The following is a 21090-nucleotide window of genomic DNA, read 5'->3' on the forward strand; positions in this document are numbered from 1 at the left end:
AGAGGTTGGATAGAATTCAAATCAAAGGCAACCAAATAAAAACACAAGCCAGTATGATCGCAGTCCCGTAACTGTCTTTAAGCTTATCATAACTAGTGGCGCTGCCTCTAAAATGCTTCAACCTAGCCAAAGTATTTTCTACCAAATGGCGACAGCGGTATAAATACCAATCCAAGGTATCGTTATTGTTTTTAGAGTTAGACTTAACCGGTATGACCGACTCAGCACAGTGCTTAAAGACACACGCTCCAATGTCGCTACTATCATGGCCTCTGTCTGCTACTACCTATAGCTTCATCACGACAACTGGCTGCACCTGTACTGTGCTGATGGGCTTTGACCACACTACCATCTATAAACAACCATTCGCTATCACAGCCTACTGTTACGATTGCCATAAGTTTTTGCCATTTACCTGTTTTACACCAATAGCGCTATTGGTAATAGACGCGAGACCAATTGCCAAAACAGGGCGGTAAGTCACGCCATGGACAGCCCACTCGTATGCAATATAGCATCGCTTCAACGGTTCGTCTTAGATTGGGCTTATTATATATGTTGATTTGTCGCAACATATTAGACAGCTTGTGCCAGTACTCATCAGTGAGCTTGGTGCAAGCCATAAGCAACGCCTTACCCTTTTGTTGTGGTAAACAAAAGGGTAAGGCGTTGCTTATTTTTTTCATTTAGTGAATTCTATACAGTCCCTATAAAAATTGTATTTTTTATTTTGCTTAACTCACAGGAATCACCCACTAGTTAAAAACTTCATCATATATAGGTGAGATTACTTCTGAACCGTAGCTACTTAAATGGTCGTCATCATAATAAAGTGCAGCGCCATCAATGTCCCCATAGCAGTATTCACTATCACATAAGTAAGGGGTAGGGTCTAATATTTTAGCGCCGCACTGTTTTACAGCTCTATCCTGCATTTGAAAAGCAACGTTTTGCCGTTTATTATATTCTTCATACTTTATTTTAACCGTGTCATTATTTTTATCTAACGTTGACAACCTAAGTAAATTTGCTGGTACATTCCTCATCATTTCAGGTATTGGCCTAACCAAATAGACTGGGTTATTTTTTGAGAAATCACATATGGTATCTACCATATGACCTGTTATATTATTTTCATAATCGTTATTACGCTCAGTAAACACTTTGTCAACAAACCTAGTGGGTACTGATGACCACTGCTTATCTTTTTTCTTTTCATTATACCCGTGTATATAAAAGGATGTTCTATTGAGAATAATTACAGGTATATTTGGATACTCGTCTGCTGCCAAATCGATAGCGTCTGCCACTAACTTTCCACAATTATAGTCAGGTTCTTTTTTGATTCCAGGATATACTCTATATACATTTTTTATAGTAGGACAACCTGACAGCACGAGACTTAACGCACTACCGCCAGCTAGCGAAGATGCCTTATTACCAACTATGAAGCCTTGTGTTTGTGCATGACTGTCTCCAATAATGATAGCCTTTACTGGACCGCTCCCATAAATACAGCCTAAAGAATTTTTGTTCTCTGCCTTATTACATTCTAAATTTTTGGGATCGTGGAATTGCTGTTTTACCATTAAATACTCGTCTTCGGAGAAACGGTAATCTGTAATTGCATTAGACTCTATAAACAACGCACCTCCTAAGATGCCTATAAACCCTGCCATATATACTGGTTTACTCGTAAAATAGTCAAGTATGCTAGAAAAATTGTTTCTAAACTTGAGTTTCTCAACATATGTATAGCTCAAAAAACCAAGAAGTACAGAAAGTACCATTCCTAGATACATGTAGTAATCAGGCAGTGAGAACAGGTAAATTGTAACGACAAAAGGCCAATGCCATAAATAAATCGAGTAGGACCAAGATCCTAGTTTCTGAGAGACTATGTTGCTAGTGATAAAACTATCATCACGTTGGGCTTGTAAAATAAGGAATGAGCCTACCACAGGAAATAGTGCTAGATAACCTGGCCAAAGGTTGTCAGCTGATATCAAAAAGTAAGAGGCGATCACCAAAGCCAATCCTGTCCACTCTACTAACTTTTTTCTATTCTCTTGCAATGCAAGGGGATAAAGATAAGCAATCCCACCAATCATCATCTCCCATGCTCTAGCAGGAAATAGATAATACGAAGCGTTAGGCCATCTGTAAGTTGCAAAAGCGCAATAAACGAATCCTACTACGGTGCCGACTACCAGCATTATCTTCATGGTATTGATAGACATAAACTTGCGCATAGCGACAAGGACTAGCGGATAGATGATATAAAACTGCCACTCTACCGATAATGACCAAGTATGTAATAGCCATTTCTCGTGAGAAGCGGCATCAAAATATCCGGCTTCATTCCAATAGGTAAAGTTAGATAGGAAGCTTACACTACTGGCAGCATGCTTATTTAATGACTTATATTCTAGCGGTGTAAGATAAAACCATCCAAAAATTAATAATACGAAGCAAAGTAGGGCTAAGGCAGGAATGATCCTATTAGCACGAGCGACATAGAAATTTAAAATAGAAAGGTTTCCCTGCTCTATGCCTCTAAATATGATTCCGGTCATCAAAAACCCTGAAATCACAAAAAAGACATCGACCCCAGCAAAGCCACCCGGCATCCAAGAAGCATTAAAATGGAACAGTACTACAGCAATGACAGCAATTGCTCTAAGGCCATTAATATCTTTTCTGAATTTCATAACTTTACTCATTGTGTGCTAATCAGATATTTTGGTTTATTAGGTAATAACTAAATATTTCGGATAGTATAGCTACGTTATAAGGGTATGTACAATGAGACACTAGATTGTTTGCGCTCTGCTGAAAAATTCATTGACTTAAAATCGGTGAAATAGCCATGCTATGAGAGTCTTGTTGTAAAACATAAAACGGTTAGGTACAGTGGATTAACGATATATGAGCATTCAAGCAAGTTTTATCTTAGGCTAGGATTTTGCAGCGTACACGGGTACAATATTACTTATAGTCAAAGATTGACGAACCATAAGACAGGCTTGCAAAGTACTTGCAAGCGCTGTCTTTATTTTTTTAATGCTTCCTATATTGGAGTTCATATGTCTATTGCGTCTACTGCTCAAGCACCCGCCACCATTTTGGACGGCAAAGCACTTGCCAAAAAAATAGAACAGCAACTGCGCACGCGCGTAGATATTATCAAAGATAAGACGGGACGTACCCCAAGCCTTGCGACGATATTGGTTGGTAACGATCCAGCTTCAGCGACTTATGTGCGTATGAAAGGCAATGCCTGTAAGCGGGTTGGCATGGACTCTATACGAGTTGAGATGGCAAGTGAGACAACGACCGAACAGCTCATGGCAAAGATAGATGAGCTAAATAATAATCCTGATGTACATGGTATTTTGCTGCAGCATCCCGTGCCTGCACACATTGATGAACGTGCTTGCTTTGAGCAGATTGACTTGGCAAAAGATGTCGATGGGGTGACTTGTCTTGGCTTTGGTCGTATGGCCATGCAGCAGTCTGCTTATGGCTCATGCACACCGCAAGGCATCATGCATTTGTTGGACCATCATAATGTCGAGCTTGCGGGCAAAGAAGCGGTGGTAGTAGGGCGTAGCGCTATCTTGGGCAAACCAATGGCGATGATGTTATTAAATGCCAATTGTACAGTAACGATTTGCCATTCAAAAACTCAAGATTTGGCCGCTCATATTAAGCGTGCAGATATTGTGGTCGGTGCAGTAGGTGTACCAGAGCTGATTAAAGCTGAGTGGATTAAAAAAGGCGCTGTCGTCATTGATGCAGGTTTCCATCCAACAGATAATGGCGGCGTCGGTGATATAGAGTTGCAAGGTGTAGAGAGTATTGCCAGTGCTTATACGCCAGTACCGGGCGGTGTCGGGCCAATGACGATTAACACACTCATACGCCAAACGGTCGATGCCGCTGAAAAATCAGCAGGTCTAGACATCAATTAAGAAATGAATATTAGGAGTGCTGATCGCCAATAAACAAGGAGCCTGAGGTATTACAGACTCAGGTTAAATCAACCACATCTCAGTTGATAGGACCTAAAATGGCTAAAAAATATATAGATATTCATGAGCGGTTACAAGGTATTGGCAGAGAGTTTGTTGATGTCTGTCATTACATTATCTTATTTTTAATCAGTGTGGTAGTGGTTTGGACCGCAGGTCAAGAGTTTGTTGGGATTATCCAAAAAGGTGCAGCAGATCTAAAAGATATTTTGATGTTATTTATTTATCTTGAGCTGCTGGCGATGATAGGTATTTATTTTAAAACCCATCGTCTGCCAGTGCAGTTTTTGATATTTATTGCCATAACGGCTTTGTCGCGACATTTGGTAGTTGATGTGCAGGCCGTCTCAGATTACTTTCACTTGTGGCTACTGGCGACGATTTCGGTGGCTATCATGTTATTAAGCGCTGCGATCGTTGTATTGACATGGACGGCACGAACCTTTGGTCGTCCAGAAGACAATCTCGATCAGCAGCATGCAAATCTAACAGTTAAATCGCTTCTGCCTGATGATGCGCAGGCGCCTAGCAGTACTACGAAGCATCGCCGCGAATGATGCCTGAGCAAAGCAAAAAAAGGGTTACCATCGGTAGCCCTTTTTTATGCATGGCTTTTTATATCATAACCACTTTAGTTTTTTGAAGTTGTAATATAGGTAGCCACACAAGGAACCAATAACCACCATGATGACAAGATAGCCATATTGCCAATGTAGTTCAGGCATAAAGTCAAAGTTCATGCCATAGATACCAGCAATGGCCGTTGGCACTGCTAAGATACCAGCCCAAGCGGCAAGCTTACGCACCACCTCGTTCTGTCCCATATTGACCATGGCCATATAGGTATTCATCACCACGCTCAGCATTTCATTAAGACCATTAATAGCGTCTAAAGAATGCAGAAGATGGTCATTCACATCGCGGAAATAAGGTTTGGCCGCCTGAGAAAAACCAGAAACCAGTTCGCTTTTTTTATGATTGATAAAAAAGCTACAGATGTCTTGCACAGGCAAAATAATAGCACGCATGTGTACCAGTTGTGATTTCAACTCATAGAGGTTTTTTAAAGTGCCTTTGTCAAACTCATAGGTAAAGACATAGCGCTCTTGCTCACGTAAATACCGACCCAAGCGATCGGTGATGGGCATGTAGTTATCCACGATAAAATCGAGAATGGCATGTAGTACAAAGATAGGCCCCATGCGTAGCTTTTCAGGACGACGGTGACAGTGCTCACGGACGGGTGCATAAGAATTTGAGGGGCCATTACGAATGGTAATGAGGTAGTTTTTGCCCATAAATATCGCTGTGGTGCCATAGCGAATAATATTGTCTTCAAGCTTGGCAGTACGCAGCACGACGAAAACCATATCGTTGTCGTAGTTTTCAACTTTGGCGCGTTGATGATCGGCAAATGCATCTTCAATCGCCAATTCATGCAAACCAAAAGCTTCTTTGACTTTGACCATGGTTTCTAGACTTGGGTCATAAAGACCCAACCAAATAAACTGCCCGCTATTGCTCAATGCACGACTGACATCATTTAGGGCAATTTGATCAAGCTTTTCACCCGTTTTTCGCGAATAGGTGTAGCAATTGACCACTTCTTCAGTACTGGATAAATCAATATCTTCATAGCGCTCAGAGTCTGGATCGTAGACCGTCATGGTCTCAATCGTGTCCTCAGTCGTCGCATCGGCATCACCATAAATATAGCTGTCATCATTGTCTAGATACAGATGCTTATCACTCATATTGGCATGAATACGACTGACATCAGAGTTAGGTGCAATACGCGCTGTTTTTTTGATCAATTGGTCGTTATTGTCTTCCATACACCCTCCCTCAATAAAGTCAAAGACCTGTAACGATCAAGACGCATCATACGATTTATTAAAGCGCGTAGCTTTTTAACGTGTCAATATCGACCAAGCTCAATAAGCTTTCGTGACACGCTTCTAGTTTTATTTGCGGTGCAATATCAAAGTCTAGCGCTTCGACCCAGCGTAGGGCACAGATACACCAGTAATCGCCTGGCTTTAACCCCTCAAAGCCATACTCAGGCAGAGGCGTGATAAGATCATTGCCACGACTGGCTGAGAAGTTTAAAAACTCACTGGTCATTTTGGCACAAACGGTATGCTGGCCGACATCGTGATTGCCAGTATGACAAAAGCCATTGCGATAATAGCCGGTAATAGGATCGAAGCAGCAGCTGGCAAGCGCCGTACCTAAAACATTGGTTTGATTGATGGCTGGGTTTGGGTGATAATCAGATGACATAAGGCTTCCGAGATAAAAATATGTGTTAGTGTACCATGAGTCTGTGTCAAAGGCGTTGTTCTAACTAGGCGGATAATGCTCTTTATGATAAAGAATGAAAAGCATCACTTTCAATCAATCAGCCGTTTATGCAATGTGATTATAGTCTTCTGACCTTTAGGCTTGATGAGACGTAATTAGATAGTGATTGGGGGTAATTGTCACTAGGCGAACCTAAACGGCTATGCTAAACTAAAGCGGAAATGCCTTGGTGATTTATTAGGGTCTATTAGCTTATCGCCGTTTATTAGCGCATAGAAATACTCGTCTTATCATTCTGAATTATACTGATTACTCACCCTTTTGCGGTTACCTATTTGTTTATAACCCGTTTGTTTATAAATAATTGGGTCAATGATGTTGCGCGTTAAAAATAAAAAATGTGCTACGTCTATGCAATGGTAAATATAACCTTTAAGTACCGCATCAATATCGCGTTTTTGGTAAGCGATACGCCAAACAAGGATTTATTGTGTCTGTTCGTTCTGATTCTACAAAACCCGCTCAGTCAAATACTATCAATAAAGCGCTGACTCAGCCTGCTGCAAGTGCTGTTTCGCCCAAGTCTGTACCTTCTTTTAGCAACTTTACGAATGACGTTGCCAATAGCTGGTTACTGCCTGATGGGGTGGTGGACGTGCTGTTTGAAGATGCCCATAAGCAAGAAGTGCTTAGGTATCAGTTGACTCAACAACTTATCGCTCACGGTTATCAGCTGGTCAATCCGCCAATGATTGAGTTCACTGAATCGTTATTGAGCGATGCGTCGGAGGATTTAAAGCGTCAAACCTTTAAGATTATCGATCAGCTAACGGGTCGATTGATGGGTTTGCGTGCTGATATCACTCCGCAGATTTTGCGTATCGATGCGCATCATGGTGGTACGGGCATTGCGCGTTATTGCTACGCAGGCGATGTGATTCATACATTACCATCAGGGCTTTTTGGCTCGCGGACGCCGCTACAGTTGGGTGCTGAGATATTTGGTTGTGCTTCACTTGCCGCAGATATCGAGCTAATAGATGTGTTGTTCGGCATGGTCAATATGCTAGACATGAGTGCCGACCTGCATATCGATTTGGGTCATGTAGCCATATTTAAGCGTTTGGCCGAATTGGCCGAGCTAACAGACAGTGATACTGAACATTTAATGAATTTATATGCCAATAAAAACCTGCCAGAGCTTAAACGAGTTTGTAAAGCATTGCCAATGGGTGATGACTTTTATGCACTAGCGCGTTTTGGTCATGATATCGAAAATCTCTTGGCCAAGCTATCAGCGACTGCTCAGCAAGATACGCAAATTGCAGATGCTGTCGATGAGTTGCAACGGTTAAAAACCCATTTACATGAGCAGTGGCAGTGCCCAGTCAGTATCGATGTGACAGAATTATCAGGCTATCATTATCATACTGGCATTGTCTTCAATGGTTATATCAATAGCGAGACCCAGCCACTGGTACGCGGTGGTCGTTTCGATGGGATGCAAAGCGGCAGTCAATTAACAGGCCATCAGCTGCGAGAAGCCACTGGCTTTAGTATGGACGTCAGCCGTTTGCTGGCTCATACTCAGCTTGATGCACCAATTGTCGTACTGGTAGATTATATGGCGTCCAGCAGTGCAAACGAAGAACAAAGACAAACGTTATTGCAACAAGTTGAAAGTTTGCGCCAACAAGGCTATCGTGTCACCATGCCTTTAAATGCAGAAGACCGTCCAGCAAATATAACGCATCATTTGAGCTTTATAAATAATCAATGGCAGTTACAAACTGTTTCAGCTTGACCTTATTAACCATTTACTGAATGGATAATTGACCAAATGCACACCGAAAATTAAGCATTGATTTTTAATATAGTGAGTTCAGTATAAAAATGACATAGCGGAACTGGAATGCTTATCTTTAAATGAGAAGTTTCGCCGCCTCTGTCTGTGAAGGCACAGCAAGCCAGAAAAATTTATACCAGTTCAGCGTTGCAATATAATGCATCTATTTTATTTAGAATTGGCCATATTATAAATTTTAGCGTTATTAAATTATTGTTATTAAATTATTGTTATTAAAATTATTATCATTAAAATCATCGTGGTTTTTAAACCGTTATTGCACACACCTCAATACATAAAGGTAAGGATTGATCATGGGTAAGAATGTCGTAGTTTTGGGTAGCCAATGGGGCGATGAAGGCAAGGGTAAAATCGTCGATTTACTGACCGAAAAAGCCTCAGCCGTCGCGCGTTTTCAAGGCGGTCATAACGCTGGTCACACATTGGTTGTCGATGGCAAAACCACTGTCCTACATTTAATCCCATCAGGCATCTTACGTGAAGGCGTGACATGCTTTATTGGTAATGGTGTGGTGTTAGCACCTGACGCACTGCTGAAAGAGATGAAAGAGCTTGAAGACAATAACGTACCCGTACGTGAGCGTCTGCGTATTTCACCCAATTGTCCGCTTATCATGCCATACCATGTCGCCCTTGACCAAGCTCGTGAAGCCAAGCGCGGGACTGGTAAAATCGGTACGACAGGTCGCGGTATTGGCCCTGCGTACGAAGACAAAGTGGCACGCCGTGCGATCAAGCTGGCTGACTTATTCCGCAATGATTTAGAGGAAAAGCTACGCAACTTAATCGAATATCATAACTTCCAGTTGACGCAGTATTATAAAGTGGATGCGATTGATTTTGATGATACGCTTAGACTTTGTAAAGAATGGAAAGAAGAGATCAAAGGGATGGTTACCGATGTAACTGAAGACCTTAATCAGTTGCGTTTGGCTGGCAAAAACCTGATGTTTGAAGGTGCGCAAGGTACGTTACTAGATATCGACCATGGTACGTATCCGTTTGTGACCAGCTCAAGCGTAACTGCTGGTGGCGTATCGACTGGTACTGGTATTGGCCCATTGTATTTAGATTATGTGCTTGGTATTACTAAAGCCTATACCACACGTGTTGGTAGCGGCCCGTTCCCAACTGAGTTGTTTGATGATGTTGGCGCTCATTTGGCCAAAGTCGGTCATGAGTTTGGCGCAACGACGGGTCGTGCTCGTCGCTGTGGTTGGTTTGATGCCGAAGCATTACGCCGTGCTGTAGTACTCAACTCACTGTCTGGTATCTGCTTGACCAAGCTTGATGTATTGGATGGCCTAGAAGAATTGCTTATCGGCGTGGGTTATAACCTACCTGAGACTGAGTGTGCAGGCGCGCATGATGCTGAATTCTATGAGTCAGTGACCCCAAAATATGAGACGCTACAAGGCTGGAGCGAGTCAACCGTTGGTATCACCAATTATGATGATCTGCCAGAAAATGCCAAAAAATACATCAAGCGTATCGAAGCATTAATCGGTTGCCCAATCGATATTATCTCAACCGGTCCTGACCGCGAAGAGACCATCGTACTTCGCGACCCATACGATGCTTAATGTAGTGGGACAACTACAAGGCTGTTACTGTGTCAGACTCGTTTAATGTACTAGGTGTACAATTTGCACTTGTCTTCCTTGTATCCGCTTTATATTTGTCCCACTATTAATAGATAGATTAAATAATCAAACCCCAGTGCTGAGCATTGGGGTTTTTTTTTGTGAGATATTGCGGCTTTATTAATAATTTTGACAGACTGAATTTACTTTTATGCAAGGTATGGTCATAAATTAACCCTATCATTTATGGCCTTAATCATTATAATAGGCAGCAATCCTGTGTTGGCTAAGTTGGCACTCTTGCTTTCATTTTGGTAAATCATGAGTGATTTAAATCAGCCCAAGTCAACATAGTGGCTAAAGATAAAACAAAGCATTTACGATTACATTTTTCTCGACTTTATTTATTAGGAGCTTTTTATGGCTAACGAACGTACTTTATCTATCATCAAACCTGACGCAGTTGCTGGCAACCATATCGGCGCTATCTATGACCGTTTTGAACAAGCGGGTCTAAAAATCGTCGCAGCCAAAATGCTACAACTTGATGATGAAAAAGCAGGCGGTTTTTATGCAGAGCACGCAGAGCGTCCATTTTACAATGATCTAAAATCGTTCATGATGTCAGGCCCAGTATTGGTATCAGTACTAGAAGGCGAGAACGCTATCGCTAAGCATCGTGAAATCATGGGTGCAACCAACCCAAAAGACGCAGAAAAAGGCACTATCCGTGCTGACTTCGCGAGCAGCATCGATGAAAACGCGGTTCATGGTTCAGATTCAGCCGAATCAGCCAAACGTGAAATCAGCTACTTCTTCAGCGATGATGAAGTGTGTGCACGTACGCGCTAGTAGCGGCGATTATTAATATTCTCTAGTGTCTATTGTAGTGGTTATTAATAATTATTTTCGCAAAACGGCTTATATCTTATGGGTATAAGCCGTTTTAACGATTATAATAGCGGTATTCTTGATTGAAATTGCTGGTTGTTTCCCTCATTATCGGTTTTCGTCAGCGTTATCAATCCCTTATCAGCATGCTTTTATCAAATTTTTACCCGTGACTGGAGAAATTAATTGATAAAACGGGCGCTTATAACGGATTGCTCATGCATCGCATATGGCAACGCTCATATAAATAATTGCACCGCTTATCTAAGCTCCTGCAAAAAGGTTACCTATTATGTCAACTGTACAAACCCCGATCCAGCACATACCTGCTAAGATTACTGACAGCATCAAGCTAGTAGACGAAGCGCACGCAAAAACCAATCTACTAGGTATGACGCAAGCACAATTGACCGATTACTTTAAGAGTATTGGTGAAAAGCCGTTTCGCTCTACGCAAGTAATTAAGTGGATATATCAGCACGGCGTGACTGACTTTGAGCAAATGACCAATTTGAGCAAGTCGTTGCGTGACAAGTTGTCACTGAATGCCTGCGTTGTTCCACCAAAAGTGATTCATCGTCAGTATAGCGAAGACGGCACACGCAAATGGGTGTTTGAAGTCACAGGCGGCTCATTGGTCGAGACGGTATTGATTCCGGCAGATGATAGCAAAGTTAATGGTCGTAAAACATTGTGTGTGTCTTCACAAGTGGGCTGTGCGCTAGATTGTAGCTTTTGTAGCACGGGCAAGCAGGGCTTTGAGCGTGATTTGAGTGCTGCTGAGATTATAGGACAGCTTTGGGTAGCCAATGCCTCTTATATGACCGATGAAAACGATAGCTTAGAACACGTTGACCACAGTTTATGGGAAAACAATGTGACAAACGTAGTCATGATGGGCATGGGTGAGCCACTGTTAAACTATAAACCTGTGGTTGGTTCAATGGAAATCATGCTGAGCGATCATGCTTACGGCTTGTCAAAACGCCGTGTGACTTTATCAACCTCAGGCGTCGTCCCTAAAATGTATCAGTTGTCGCAAGATATTGACGTGGCATTGGCCATTTCATTGCATGCACCAAATGATGAGCTGCGTAATGAATTGGTACCGATTAATAAAAAATACCCGTTAGAAGAGCTGATCGCAGCCGCAAAAAACTATGTTTATGATGTCAATCCACGTCATAAAAAACACGTAACGATTGAATATGTGATGCTCGATGGTGTCAATGATAGCAATGAACATGCAGAGCAACTAGTTGAATTGTTAGAAGGTCTACCGAGCAAAATCAACCTTATTCCCTTTAATCCGTTCCCGCATGCTCCTTATGATAAGTCAAGCAACAACCGCATTCATGCATTTAGCAATATTTTAAGCTCGGCAGGTTTTGTTTGTACCATTCGCCAAACTCGCGGTGATGACATTGATGCTGCTTGTGGTCAATTGGTGGGACAAGTGGCCGATCGTACCAGACGCTCAGCCGCTTGGCAGCAAAGTATTAAAGATCGTGAAAGTGTTTAGGGTGATGTTTGAATGAATGGCAAAAACTTGCGTAACATTTAGAGTTAGCTCTCTTTTATATGTCGCAATGGTAATGAAAATGTAGCAATAATGGTTGGTATTGAGGAGCGAAGCAATTAATGACAACTAAATTGTACTTATGGGGGCTAAATCTATTAAACTGAGGCTTCTTGATCGAACGCATTGAATCACAGTTTTATGATGGCGGCTATGATGACTTTTAAAAATTCTTGTCAGTTCAAATATCAAAAACCTTTTTTTCAAGATTGTCAGCAGAAGAGCGCAGTGCCTACACAAGTCGTGTTGTCAAAGAGTATGCTATTGTCAGCAGCGTTAGTAGGACTGTTACTGACGGGCTGCCAAAGCACGTCGACCAGCGATTTAACAGGCAGCACCTCTTACCAGACGTCCACGCGACCGAGTGACAATCGTAACCTAGATCAACAAGAAATCGCCCGCGTGCGTACATCACTTGCCGCACAATACATCCGAAAAAATGAGCTTGATACCGCTCAGCGCCAGCTCGAAAAAGCCTTTGCTGCTGATAGCCGTTACGCGCCCGCCTATGATATGATGGGCGTTTTGTTGCAGCAAGAGGGCAGCCGTATCAATCTTGAAAAGGCCGATCAATATTTTAAAAAGGCGATCGCGCTCGATAAAGATTTTGAGCAAGCCCACAATAACTATGGTGTTTATTTATCACAGATGAAGCGCTATAGTGAGGCAGCAGCGCAGTTTGAGATTGCTGGTGCAGCATTGGGTTATGAAGGCCGTATTGGTGCGTTAGAGAATTTAGGACGTACTTACCTTCAACTAGGTGACCGTAGCGCCGCTTCCAAAGCGTTTTTGCGTGCACTTGATGGCAATCGTAATAGCATTATCGCCCATATAGAATTGGTAGATTTGTTGCTCGAGCAGCAACGTGTGCCGCAAGCTCAAAGACTGTATGATGAGACATTGGTGCTGGTACAAGGGCAGGGCATTAGCCCGCGTTTGTTATTACAAGGTATCAAACTTGCCGCAGCGCAAAACAACATAGCAACACGCCAGCAATTGGCACAGCAGCTTTTATCCGCTTATCCTTTAAGTGAGGAAGCAAAACAACTTAAGACTTGGCTTAACAATCCAGAGGCACCATGGCAATGACCACCCCATCATCAAACACTCAATCTAACGCTCAGGGATCTTTTGGTGCCATGTTGCAGCAAGCCCGTAAAACCAAGCAAGTCAGCTTAGAAGAAGCGGCCGCCGAGCTATTTATTTTAAAGCGTCACTTGCAAGCGCTGGAAAACGAGAACTTTGCTGATTTGCCACAAGCAGCGTTTGCTCGTGGTTTTGCGATTAACTATGCCAAATACTTGGGATTGGATGCAACAAAAGTCGCCAGCAGTTTTGATGCGGCTTATCCGAATGAACTTAAAGCGCAAGCATCAAATAACACGGACACGCCACTGCGTCCAATGGGAACGTTACAGCGCGATACGCATAACCGCATTCGTTTTAACCCATTACTGATTTTGGCAGTCATTGGTGTCATTGTCTTAGCGATATTTTTATTTCGTATGGTCAGCAACGCCAGTAAAGAAAATAACGAAGAACCAATAGCTACAGCGGATGATGTATCAGCGATAGAACAAGCTCAAGGTGCTGCGATTGAAGATGCGAACGGGATTGGGGCTTCTGGTTCTGCACTGAATTTGGGTGGTGCTAGTACAAGCATGGCTGCTTTAGACATGACATTGACTGATACGGCTGTCGTTAGTATTACCGATGCGTCTGGTAACAGTTTAATAAGTGGCGCTCAGACGTCAGGCAATTATCAATTGTCAGGTATGCCACCATTTAATGTACAAATTGATAATATTGATAACGTTCGCTTAACACTCAACCAAGAAGCCGTGGCTTTAGAGTCTTATGCGACTGACAAACAAGCCAGCTTTGAGCTAGCGCCTTAGTTTTTAAACAGTTATTGAACGTTCTTAGTAATTGAATATTCTTAAAAGTTATGGCTAATTTTTACAGCCACTTTTTTATAGCCACTTTTTTACAGCCACTAAACATGTTTTTTTCGTTCGTCTTTCTCGCTTTAATTAAAGGGTTTGTCTATGTCAACGTCAGCGCCTATTAACCGTCGTTTTACCAAAAAAATATACGTCGGTGATGTCGCGATTGGTGGCGATGCACCGATCAGTGTACAAAGTATGACCAATACAGAAACCTGCGATGTGGCCGCGACTGTGGCACAGATTGAGCGCTGCGTCGAAGCAGGCGCGGATCTGATGCGGGTATCAACACCGACGATGGACACCGTAAAAGCGTTTGGTGAAATTCGTAAGTTGGTGAGTGTGCCATTGATAGCCGATGTGCATTTTGATCATAAAATTGCGTTAGCCGTTGCCGAGGCAGGCGCAGATTGTTTGCGTATCAATCCTGGTAATATCGGTAGCGATGCCAAAGTACGTGAAGTGGTTGCTTGTGCCAAATATCACAATATCCCTATTCGTATTGGCGTCAATGCAGGCTCGTTAGAAAAAGATATCCAGCGTAAATATACAGAGCCAACTGGTGCTGCAATGCTTGAGTCAGCCATGCGCCATATTGATATTTTAGAACGCCTCAATTTTGATCAATACAAAGTGTCTGTTAAAGCCAGTAATGTGTTTTTGACCATGGATGCCTATCGCCTAATATCAGCTCAGATTGACAATCCACTGCATTTGGGCGTCACTGAAGCCGGTGTGTATCGTACTGGCGCAGTAAAATCTGCCATTGCCCTTGGCGGTTTATTACTGGACGGTATTGGCGATACCATTCGGATTTCGCTAGCAGCAGAGCCTGAAGAAGAAATAAAAATTGGCTTTGATATTTTAAAGTCACTGAATATTCGCTCTAATGGTGTCAACTTTATTGCTTGCCCCAGCTGTTCACGTCAAGAGTTTGATGTGATTAGAGTCATGACGGCATTAGAATCACGCCTAGAAGACATTCGTGAGCCGATGAACTTGTCCGTGATTGGTTGCAAAGTAAATGGTCCGGGTGAAGCGAAAGAAGCAGACATCGGTATCGTGGGCGCCGCGCCAAAGTCGCTAGTGTACCGGATGGGAGAGAAGAGCCATTTAATTGATACCGATAATTTGGTCGATGAAATAGAAAGCATGGTACGTGCCCACGCAGACAACTTGGCCAAAAAGCGTGAGAATGAGATTATTCGCGTAAAATAAGCCGCCGTATGACATTGGGGTTTATAGGAGCTCATAGAAAAGAGTCTCGCATCACCATGTAGCGTATCGATTCTATTTAGTATTGACTGATAAGTTAATTAAAAGCCACATTCAGTAATGAGTAAAAAAATAATAGAAATGCCTGTTAAAATTTTAAGGATATGACCGTACCATGATTAAAGCGATTAAAGGGTTCAATGATATTTTGCCTAATCAGTCTGCAAAATGGCTGCACTTAGAGTCGATATTGGCTGATGTGCTGAGCAGATACGGCTATGAGCATATTCGTCTACCAATCGTTGAACAAACGGATTTATTTGCGCGTGCTATCGGCGGTGCAACGGACATTGTTGAAAAAGAGATGTACAGTTTCACCGATAAGTCTGAGCCGCCAACGCCTTTGGCTCTACGTCCTGAAGGGACAGCAGGCGCTGTGCGTGCGGTCATTGAGCACAATTTGTTACGTGGTGACACGCCCAAATTGTGGTACATCGGTCCCATGTTCCGTTATGAGCGTCCGCAAAAAGGTCGTTATCGTCAGTTTCATCAATTGGGTGTGGAGAGCTTCGGTAGTGCGCTACCAGATGCGGATGCTGAATTAATTGCGATGACCCATCTGATGTGGCAAGAATTGGGTCTAAAAAATGAGATGCATTTGCAGCTGAACAGCTTGGGTGAGCTTGATGAGCGCCACGCTTATCGCGAAGCGCTGGTAGCCTATTTAACCGATAAAAAAGACCAACTCGATGACGATAGCAAACGCCGTTTGACGACCAATCCATTACGTATTTTAGACAGCAAAGAGGCGAGTACACAAGCGGTACTGGCAGACGCTCCGAAGCTTGCTGACTTTTTGGGTGCGGAGAGTGTGGCGCATTTTGAGCAAGTGCAAACTTATTTGACTGCGCTTGGTATCGACTTTGAGATCAACCCTCATTTGGTGCGCGGACTTGATTATTATAATAAAACCGTCTTTGAATGGGTAACGGACAAGCTTGGCAGCCAAGCCACTGTCTGTGCTGGCGGTCGTTATGATGGTTTGGTCGGACAATTAAAATCTATCGGCGCAGATGGTAATAAACCCGTCAAGTCAGAGCCTGCCGTTGGTTTTGCCATGGGGCTTGAGCGTTTATTATTGCTGATGGAAGCGGTAGCACCGATTGCTGATATGCCAGCTTGTGATGTCTTCGTTGTTGCTCATCCAGAGGTTTATAGCGCTGGTATTGGTTATGCACAAAGCCTGCGTTATAGTCGCCCAGATGTACGGGTAAAAATGGCAAGTGCCACCAGCCTAAAAGCACAAATGAAAAAAGCAGACAAGTCGGGTGCGGCATTGACGGTCATTATCGCGCAGCAAGAGCTGGATGATAATACCATTAGCATTAAAGACATGCAGACAGGCGCGCAACAGACAGTTGCGCAAGATTGGCTCTTGAATCAAGATAATTTTTCACGCCATTGATCAGTAAAATTGATCGCGTGAACCATAATATCTGCCAATATGTCATCGATTTTGACTCTAGTAGCAGCAATTTAATAACAATTTTATCAGGTAAATATATATGGCTCTGACACCCAATTCGCCAAATGCAGACAATTCAATGCAAGCGTTAAAGCAATATGGCAGCTATATTGTCACTGCGATTTTGTTAGCACTGGCCGCTTACTTTGGTTGGACATATTGGCAGAATAACCATGCGCGGGTAGATACTGTGGCAGCGGATCACTATGCAGACATTCAGCGGTTGAATGAAGAAGTCAGTTTGGCCTCACAGAACCCAGATTTAGAAGCAGAAGCACAAGAGGCGCTTGTTCAAAGTCGGACACAAATGAATGAAGATATTGATGCACTAGTCAGTAAACATGGGGATTCCGTTTACGCTTGGCAGGCTTTGATGATTAAGGCGCGTCAACAAGTTGATAATGATGAGTTTTCTGAGGCCAGTGAGACGCTTAAAAAGGCGCTGGCAATCGACTTAGGTGATGCAGGTTTACAGGCAATTACTCGACTACGCTATGCAACCACACTGTTGGCCGCAGGTGATGCCGATGCTGCATTAGCGCAAGCGAACAATGATATGCCAAGCTCGTTTGAAGCCAGCCAGCAAGAATTGCTAGGAGATATTTATTTGGCACAGGGCAATAAAGACTCAGCGATTCAGTCGTACAATAATGCTTGGGAGCTATTACGTAGCCGTCAAGAAACACGTGCAGTATTGGCATTAAAAATGGAAAGCTTGGGTGTCATGCCTGAACCTATTGATGAGCAGGCAAGCCTTATTCAAGAATCAACCTTGTCTGAGCAACCATTAGTCACAGACGCGGCAGAAAATGCTACCCCCGAGATTGCCCAGTAATTGTACAGCAGTAAGCGTAAGCGACTAATAATAGCGCTAGCGTTTTACCTAATTATTCATAATTTATTTGTAGTGAGAACCTATAATGACTCAATCTATTCGCTTTAGCAAAATATTAAAAGCCAAAACCATCAAAAAGACGGTTATGCATGTAGCTGTACTGGCAGTAATGAGCACTGCGGTGATTGGGTGTAATCGTGGTATCAAACCAGTGGTCAATGAGCCAGTAAAGTTGGTACAGATTGCTGAGCCTATTAGTGTGTTGCAACCTGTTTTTAGTACGGATGTCGGTAATAAAAAAGCCAGTAAAAAAGATCCGCTAGATTTGCAGGTAGGTTATGCCAATGGGCAAATCGTTACAGCATCGCGTGGTGGTGATTTGATCGGTTTTAATAGCGCTGGCGAACGTTTATGGTCAATAAATGTCGATGATCAAATCACGGGTGGAGTTGCCTTAGATGCCTTGAGTCAGACGGCTATTGTCAGTACGCGCAGTGGTAAAATAATGGCTTTTGATAGCGCTACTGGTGCAAAACGCTGGCAGCAACAGTTGTCAGGGTCTGTTTTGACACCTGCGCTTATTACCAATAATCGTGTGATCTTATCAGCAAATGATGGCTTCTTGCATGGCTTATCACTACAAACAGGTCAGTCTGTGTGGCAGTTTGCTACTCAAGTGCCAGCGATCAGCGTGCGCGGTAGTGCGGCACCAACATTATTAGACAGTAAGACCGCTCTATTAGCGACTGCCGATGGCCGATTGCACGCGGTAACGACCGATAGCGGTTTGCCACAATGGTCAAGACGTGTTGGCGTAGGCTCTGGTAGTAGCGAAGTTGAGCGAATGAGCGATGTCGATGGCACGCCTATCGTGGATAAAAATCAGTTGTTTGCCATCAGTTATAGTGGTCAGTTGCTAGGGATTGATTTGGCATCGCGTCAAGTCATGTTTGTCAAAGAGCTTGCTAGCCTAAAAGCACTGACAGTAAATAATCAACAAGTTATTGCCACAAGCTTAGATGGTAAGGTCGTGGCTTATAACCGTACCAGTGGTGAGATGTTATGGGAAAATGAAGCGTTGGCTTATCGTCATTTAACCAACCCTGTGATGATTGGTAATTACATTGCAGTCGGTGATTTAGAGGGTGTGGTGCACTTATTTGATCTTGCTAGCGGCAAAATTGTTAGCCGTGTACAAACCAAAGGCGCTTTAAGTAGCTTGCAAGTACAAGGCAGTCGTTTGATGACCCAGAGCACCTCAGGACAAGTGGCTATTTGGCAGTTAGCTCGCTAAGTTTTTTATTAATCAATCTTAGGGCGTGTCATCAATTAGCACATTGATGCATTTTATGGCCTTAAAATGGCTAAATTTTCGCTAAACGGTGTCAAAATTCTTGTCAATATGTTCATATTCACTGCGAATTTTTCCTTGTTTAGCAGCAATTTATCTCATTTTAATTCTCATAATCTAATGGATGACACGCCCTAGTTACCTATAATCAATCCACTGTAAAATATAAACGCTGCTTGGTCAGCGTTTAGTGCATGGTGTAAACTGCTTGTTTAAATATAAGCTTTCGCGTACTCTATGCGACCGATGCGCTGTCAGCATTAGTTATATTCAGTCCATTCATGTTAAGAAGCATGCCAATTTAATGTGTTCTTGCTTATTTTGGATTGACCATACTGCTTATATATAATTTGATCCACCTATTTGCTAATCGTCATATATCTGATTATTATTGTCGCTATCGTTTTATCATTCATTTTATTTTACGGCCAAGTGCAACATGTTCGCTACTGGTTTTATCAGAGTAACTGTACTGTCCGTCATTGTGCCTTTCACTGAGAGTAACCCATGAGTATCAAGCCTGTGGTCGCCTTAATTGGTCGTCCAAACGTCGGTAAATCCACCTTATTTAATCAGTTCACAAAAAGTCGGCAGGCATTGGTCGCTGATTTGTCGGGACTGACTCGTGACCGTCAATACGGCGATGCTACCTATGAAGACAAATCCTTCATCGTGGTCGATACGGGCGGTATTGGTGAGGCAGATGATGGCAATGGCAACATTGATGATTATATGTCTGAGCAATCACATACTGCCATTCATGAAGCGGATATTATTGTATTCGTCGTCGATGCTCGTGCTGGTATGATTGGCGCTGATGCCGAAATCGGTAAGTTTTTGCACACCCTTGGCAAACCCGTCTATGTCGTTGCCAACAAAGTCGATGGTGCTCACGACGCGGCACCTGCTGAGTTTTATGCGTTAGGATTGGGTGAGCCGTATCCGATGGCTGCTAGTCATGGTCGCGGTGTGGGCAATTTGCTGGAAGTGTTGACAGCTGATATGCCTGAGCAAGAGAATATTGTAGAGCCAAGAGGTCTCAAGCTTGCCATCATTGGTCGTCCAAACGTTGGCAAGTCGACACTGGTCAATCGCCTATTGGGCGAAGAGCGAGTAGTCGTTTTTGATATGCCAGGCACCACACGTGACAGTATTTACATACCCTATAAACGTGAAGGCAAAGATTACGTGTTGATTGATACTGCTGGGGTACGCCGCCGTGGAAAAATCGATGAAAAAGTAGAAAAGTTTTCGGTCATCAAAACTTTACAAGCGATTGAAGATTCTAACGTGACCGTTATTGTGATTGATGCGCACGAAGGCATTGTCGATCAAGATTTGCACATGATTGGTTATGCACTTGATGCTGGTCGCGCTTTGGTGGTTGCAATTAACAAATGGGATGGTCTAACGCAAGATCAAAGAGACTACATTAAAATTGAAATGGATCGCCGCTTCAACTTTATTCCTTATGTGAAAGTACATTTGATATCAGCCCTTCACGGTACGGGCGTCGGTAACTTATATCCTTCTATCTTGCGTGCTTATAAATCGTCAATGTTTGAAGTATCAACTAATCGCTTGACTCAGATTTTACAAGATGCGGTCACTGCCAATCCACCACCGACGGTTGCTGGTCGCCGTATTAAGTTGCGCTATGCCCATATCGGTGGTCATAATCCGCCTGTCATTGTTATTCATGGTAACCAAACCAGCGCATTGCCTAAGAGCTACCAGCGTTATCTTGAAAATCAATTCCGTCAAGTATTCAAGCTTGAAGGCACACCGCTCAACGTTATCTTTAAACAAAATGACAATCCATACGCCAACAAAAGCGATACGCCAACCAAGGCGAAGGCGCAACAGCTGCGTCAACGTGAGCGAAATCGGACACAGAAATTCACGACTAAAGACAAAGATAAAAAACCTCGCAATCGCTAGGGCGTATCATCAATTAGAT

At 43.0% G+C, this 21090-nt stretch carries 16 protein-coding genes and 1 pseudogene; 13 read left to right on the forward strand and 4 right to left on the reverse strand.

What is annotated here, in order from left to right:
• Window positions 1-16: 16 nt before the first annotated feature.
• Together M917_RS13695 and M917_RS04290 are read right to left on the reverse strand one after the other, a co-directional pair.
• Window positions 17-623: pseudogene (locus M917_RS13695) on the reverse strand (transposase).
• Window positions 624-755: 132 nt separating this feature from the next.
• Window positions 756-2711, reverse strand: a complete 1956-nt coding sequence (locus M917_RS04290; protein WP_021813548.1) for an acyltransferase family protein — start codon at window positions 2709-2711, stop codon at window positions 756-758.
• A 375-nt stretch (window positions 2712-3086) separates the two neighbouring features.
• Between M917_RS04290 and folD the strand changes: the two genes are divergently transcribed.
• Window positions 3087-3974, forward strand: coding sequence for a bifunctional methylenetetrahydrofolate dehydrogenase/methenyltetrahydrofolate cyclohydrolase FolD (folD, locus tag M917_RS04295; protein ID WP_021813549.1), 888 nt, complete (start codon window positions 3087-3089; stop codon window positions 3972-3974).
• A gap of 98 nt (window positions 3975-4072) precedes the next feature.
• A complete protein-coding gene (locus M917_RS04300; RefSeq protein WP_021813550.1) occupies window positions 4073-4591 on the forward strand; it encodes a phosphate-starvation-inducible protein PsiE in 519 nt (172 codons plus the stop codon).
• A gap of 63 nt (window positions 4592-4654) precedes the next feature.
• Here M917_RS04300 and corA read toward each other — a convergent pair whose 3' ends face one another.
• Window positions 4655-5869 (reverse strand): magnesium/cobalt transporter CorA, encoded by a 1215-nt coding sequence (gene corA, locus M917_RS04305; RefSeq protein ID WP_021813551.1) that lies wholly within the window; start codon window positions 5867-5869, stop codon window positions 4655-4657.
• Window positions 5870-5927: 58 nt separating this feature from the next.
• Window positions 5928-6317 carry a DUF2237 family protein gene (locus tag M917_RS04310; RefSeq protein ID WP_021813552.1) on the reverse strand — a complete coding sequence of 130 codons (390 nt, stop codon included), beginning with the start codon at window positions 6315-6317 and terminating at the stop codon, window positions 5928-5930.
• 511 nt (window positions 6318-6828) lie between these two features.
• On the opposite strand from M917_RS04310, the gene M917_RS04315 reads away from it, so the two are divergent.
• The 11 genes from M917_RS04315 (at window position 6829) to der (ending at window position 21071) form a co-directional block, all read left to right on the forward strand.
• Window positions 6829-8142 carry an ATP phosphoribosyltransferase regulatory subunit gene (locus M917_RS04315; protein WP_021813553.1) on the forward strand — a complete coding sequence of 438 codons (1314 nt, stop codon included), beginning with the start codon at window positions 6829-6831 and terminating at the stop codon, window positions 8140-8142.
• A 356-nt stretch (window positions 8143-8498) separates the two neighbouring features.
• Window positions 8499-9788, forward strand: coding sequence for an adenylosuccinate synthase (locus M917_RS04320; protein ID WP_021813554.1), 1290 nt, complete (start codon window positions 8499-8501; stop codon window positions 9786-9788).
• A 420-nt stretch (window positions 9789-10208) separates the two neighbouring features.
• Window positions 10209-10640, forward strand: a complete 432-nt coding sequence (gene ndk, locus M917_RS04325; RefSeq protein ID WP_021813556.1) for a nucleoside-diphosphate kinase — start codon at window positions 10209-10211, stop codon at window positions 10638-10640.
• 331 nt (window positions 10641-10971) lie between these two features.
• On the forward strand, window positions 10972-12201 hold the full coding sequence (rlmN, locus tag M917_RS04330; protein WP_021813557.1) for a 23S rRNA (adenine(2503)-C(2))-methyltransferase RlmN: 1230 nt from the start codon (window positions 10972-10974) through the stop codon (window positions 12199-12201).
• A gap of 285 nt (window positions 12202-12486) precedes the next feature.
• Window positions 12487-13347 carry a type IV pilus biogenesis/stability protein PilW gene (pilW, locus tag M917_RS04335; RefSeq protein WP_227500811.1) on the forward strand — a complete coding sequence of 287 codons (861 nt, stop codon included), beginning with the start codon at window positions 12487-12489 and terminating at the stop codon, window positions 13345-13347.
• On the forward strand, window positions 13338-14156 hold the full coding sequence (locus tag M917_RS04340) for a helix-turn-helix domain-containing protein (protein ID WP_227500812.1): 819 nt from the start codon (window positions 13338-13340) through the stop codon (window positions 14154-14156). Before pilW ends, M917_RS04340 begins: the two co-directional genes overlap by 10 nt.
• A gap of 150 nt (window positions 14157-14306) precedes the next feature.
• Window positions 14307-15422 carry a flavodoxin-dependent (E)-4-hydroxy-3-methylbut-2-enyl-diphosphate synthase gene (gene ispG / locus M917_RS04345; protein WP_021813560.1) on the forward strand — a complete coding sequence of 372 codons (1116 nt, stop codon included), beginning with the start codon at window positions 14307-14309 and terminating at the stop codon, window positions 15420-15422.
• A gap of 172 nt (window positions 15423-15594) precedes the next feature.
• Window positions 15595-16884 carry a histidine--tRNA ligase gene (hisS, locus tag M917_RS04350; RefSeq protein ID WP_021813561.1) on the forward strand — a complete coding sequence of 430 codons (1290 nt, stop codon included), beginning with the start codon at window positions 15595-15597 and terminating at the stop codon, window positions 16882-16884.
• 100 nt (window positions 16885-16984) lie between these two features.
• Entirely contained in the window at window positions 16985-17779 is a 795-nt protein-coding gene (locus M917_RS04355) for a YfgM family protein (protein ID WP_021813562.1), read from the forward strand.
• A gap of 85 nt (window positions 17780-17864) precedes the next feature.
• Window positions 17865-19073 (forward strand): outer membrane protein assembly factor BamB, encoded by a 1209-nt coding sequence (gene bamB, locus M917_RS04360; RefSeq protein WP_021813563.1) that lies wholly within the window; start codon window positions 17865-17867, stop codon window positions 19071-19073.
• A 564-nt stretch (window positions 19074-19637) separates the two neighbouring features.
• Window positions 19638-21071, forward strand: a complete 1434-nt coding sequence (gene der / locus M917_RS04365) for a ribosome biogenesis GTPase Der (protein WP_021813564.1) — start codon at window positions 19638-19640, stop codon at window positions 21069-21071.
• Window positions 21072-21090 lie beyond the last annotated feature (19 nt).

The sequence above is a fragment of the Psychrobacter aquaticus CMS 56 genome (assembly GCF_000471625.1).
Taxonomy (GTDB): domain Bacteria; phylum Pseudomonadota; class Gammaproteobacteria; order Pseudomonadales; family Moraxellaceae; genus Psychrobacter; species Psychrobacter aquaticus.

Bases quoted from the DNA above. Each gene is read 5' to 3' on its own strand.
- M917_RS04290 (WP_021813548.1), bottom strand. From the start codon at position 2,711: ATGAAATTCAGAAAAGATATTAATGGCCTTAGAGCAATTGCTGTCATT.
- folD (WP_021813549.1), top strand. From the start codon at position 3,087: ATGTCTATTGCGTCTACTGCTCAAGCACCCGCCACCATTTTGGACGGC.
- M917_RS04300 (WP_021813550.1), top strand. From the start codon at position 4,073: ATGGCTAAAAAATATATAGATATTCATGAGCGGTTACAAGGTATTGGC.
- corA (WP_021813551.1), bottom strand. From the start codon at position 5,869: ATGGAAGACAATAACGACCAATTGATCAAAAAAACAGCGCGTATTGCA.
- M917_RS04310 (WP_021813552.1), bottom strand. From the start codon at position 6,317: ATGTCATCTGATTATCACCCAAACCCAGCCATCAATCAAACCAATGTT.
- M917_RS04320 (WP_021813554.1), top strand. From the start codon at position 8,499: ATGGGTAAGAATGTCGTAGTTTTGGGTAGCCAATGGGGCGATGAAGGC.
- ndk (WP_021813556.1), top strand. From the start codon at position 10,209: ATGGCTAACGAACGTACTTTATCTATCATCAAACCTGACGCAGTTGCT.
- rlmN (WP_021813557.1), top strand. From the start codon at position 10,972: ATGTCAACTGTACAAACCCCGATCCAGCACATACCTGCTAAGATTACT.
- M917_RS04340 (WP_227500812.1), top strand. From the start codon at position 13,338: ATGGCAATGACCACCCCATCATCAAACACTCAATCTAACGCTCAGGGA.
- ispG (WP_021813560.1), top strand. From the start codon at position 14,307: ATGTCAACGTCAGCGCCTATTAACCGTCGTTTTACCAAAAAAATATAC.
- hisS (WP_021813561.1), top strand. From the start codon at position 15,595: ATGATTAAAGCGATTAAAGGGTTCAATGATATTTTGCCTAATCAGTCT.
- M917_RS04355 (WP_021813562.1), top strand. From the start codon at position 16,985: ATGGCTCTGACACCCAATTCGCCAAATGCAGACAATTCAATGCAAGCG.
- bamB (WP_021813563.1), top strand. From the start codon at position 17,865: ATGACTCAATCTATTCGCTTTAGCAAAATATTAAAAGCCAAAACCATC.
- der (WP_021813564.1), top strand. From the start codon at position 19,638: ATGAGTATCAAGCCTGTGGTCGCCTTAATTGGTCGTCCAAACGTCGGT.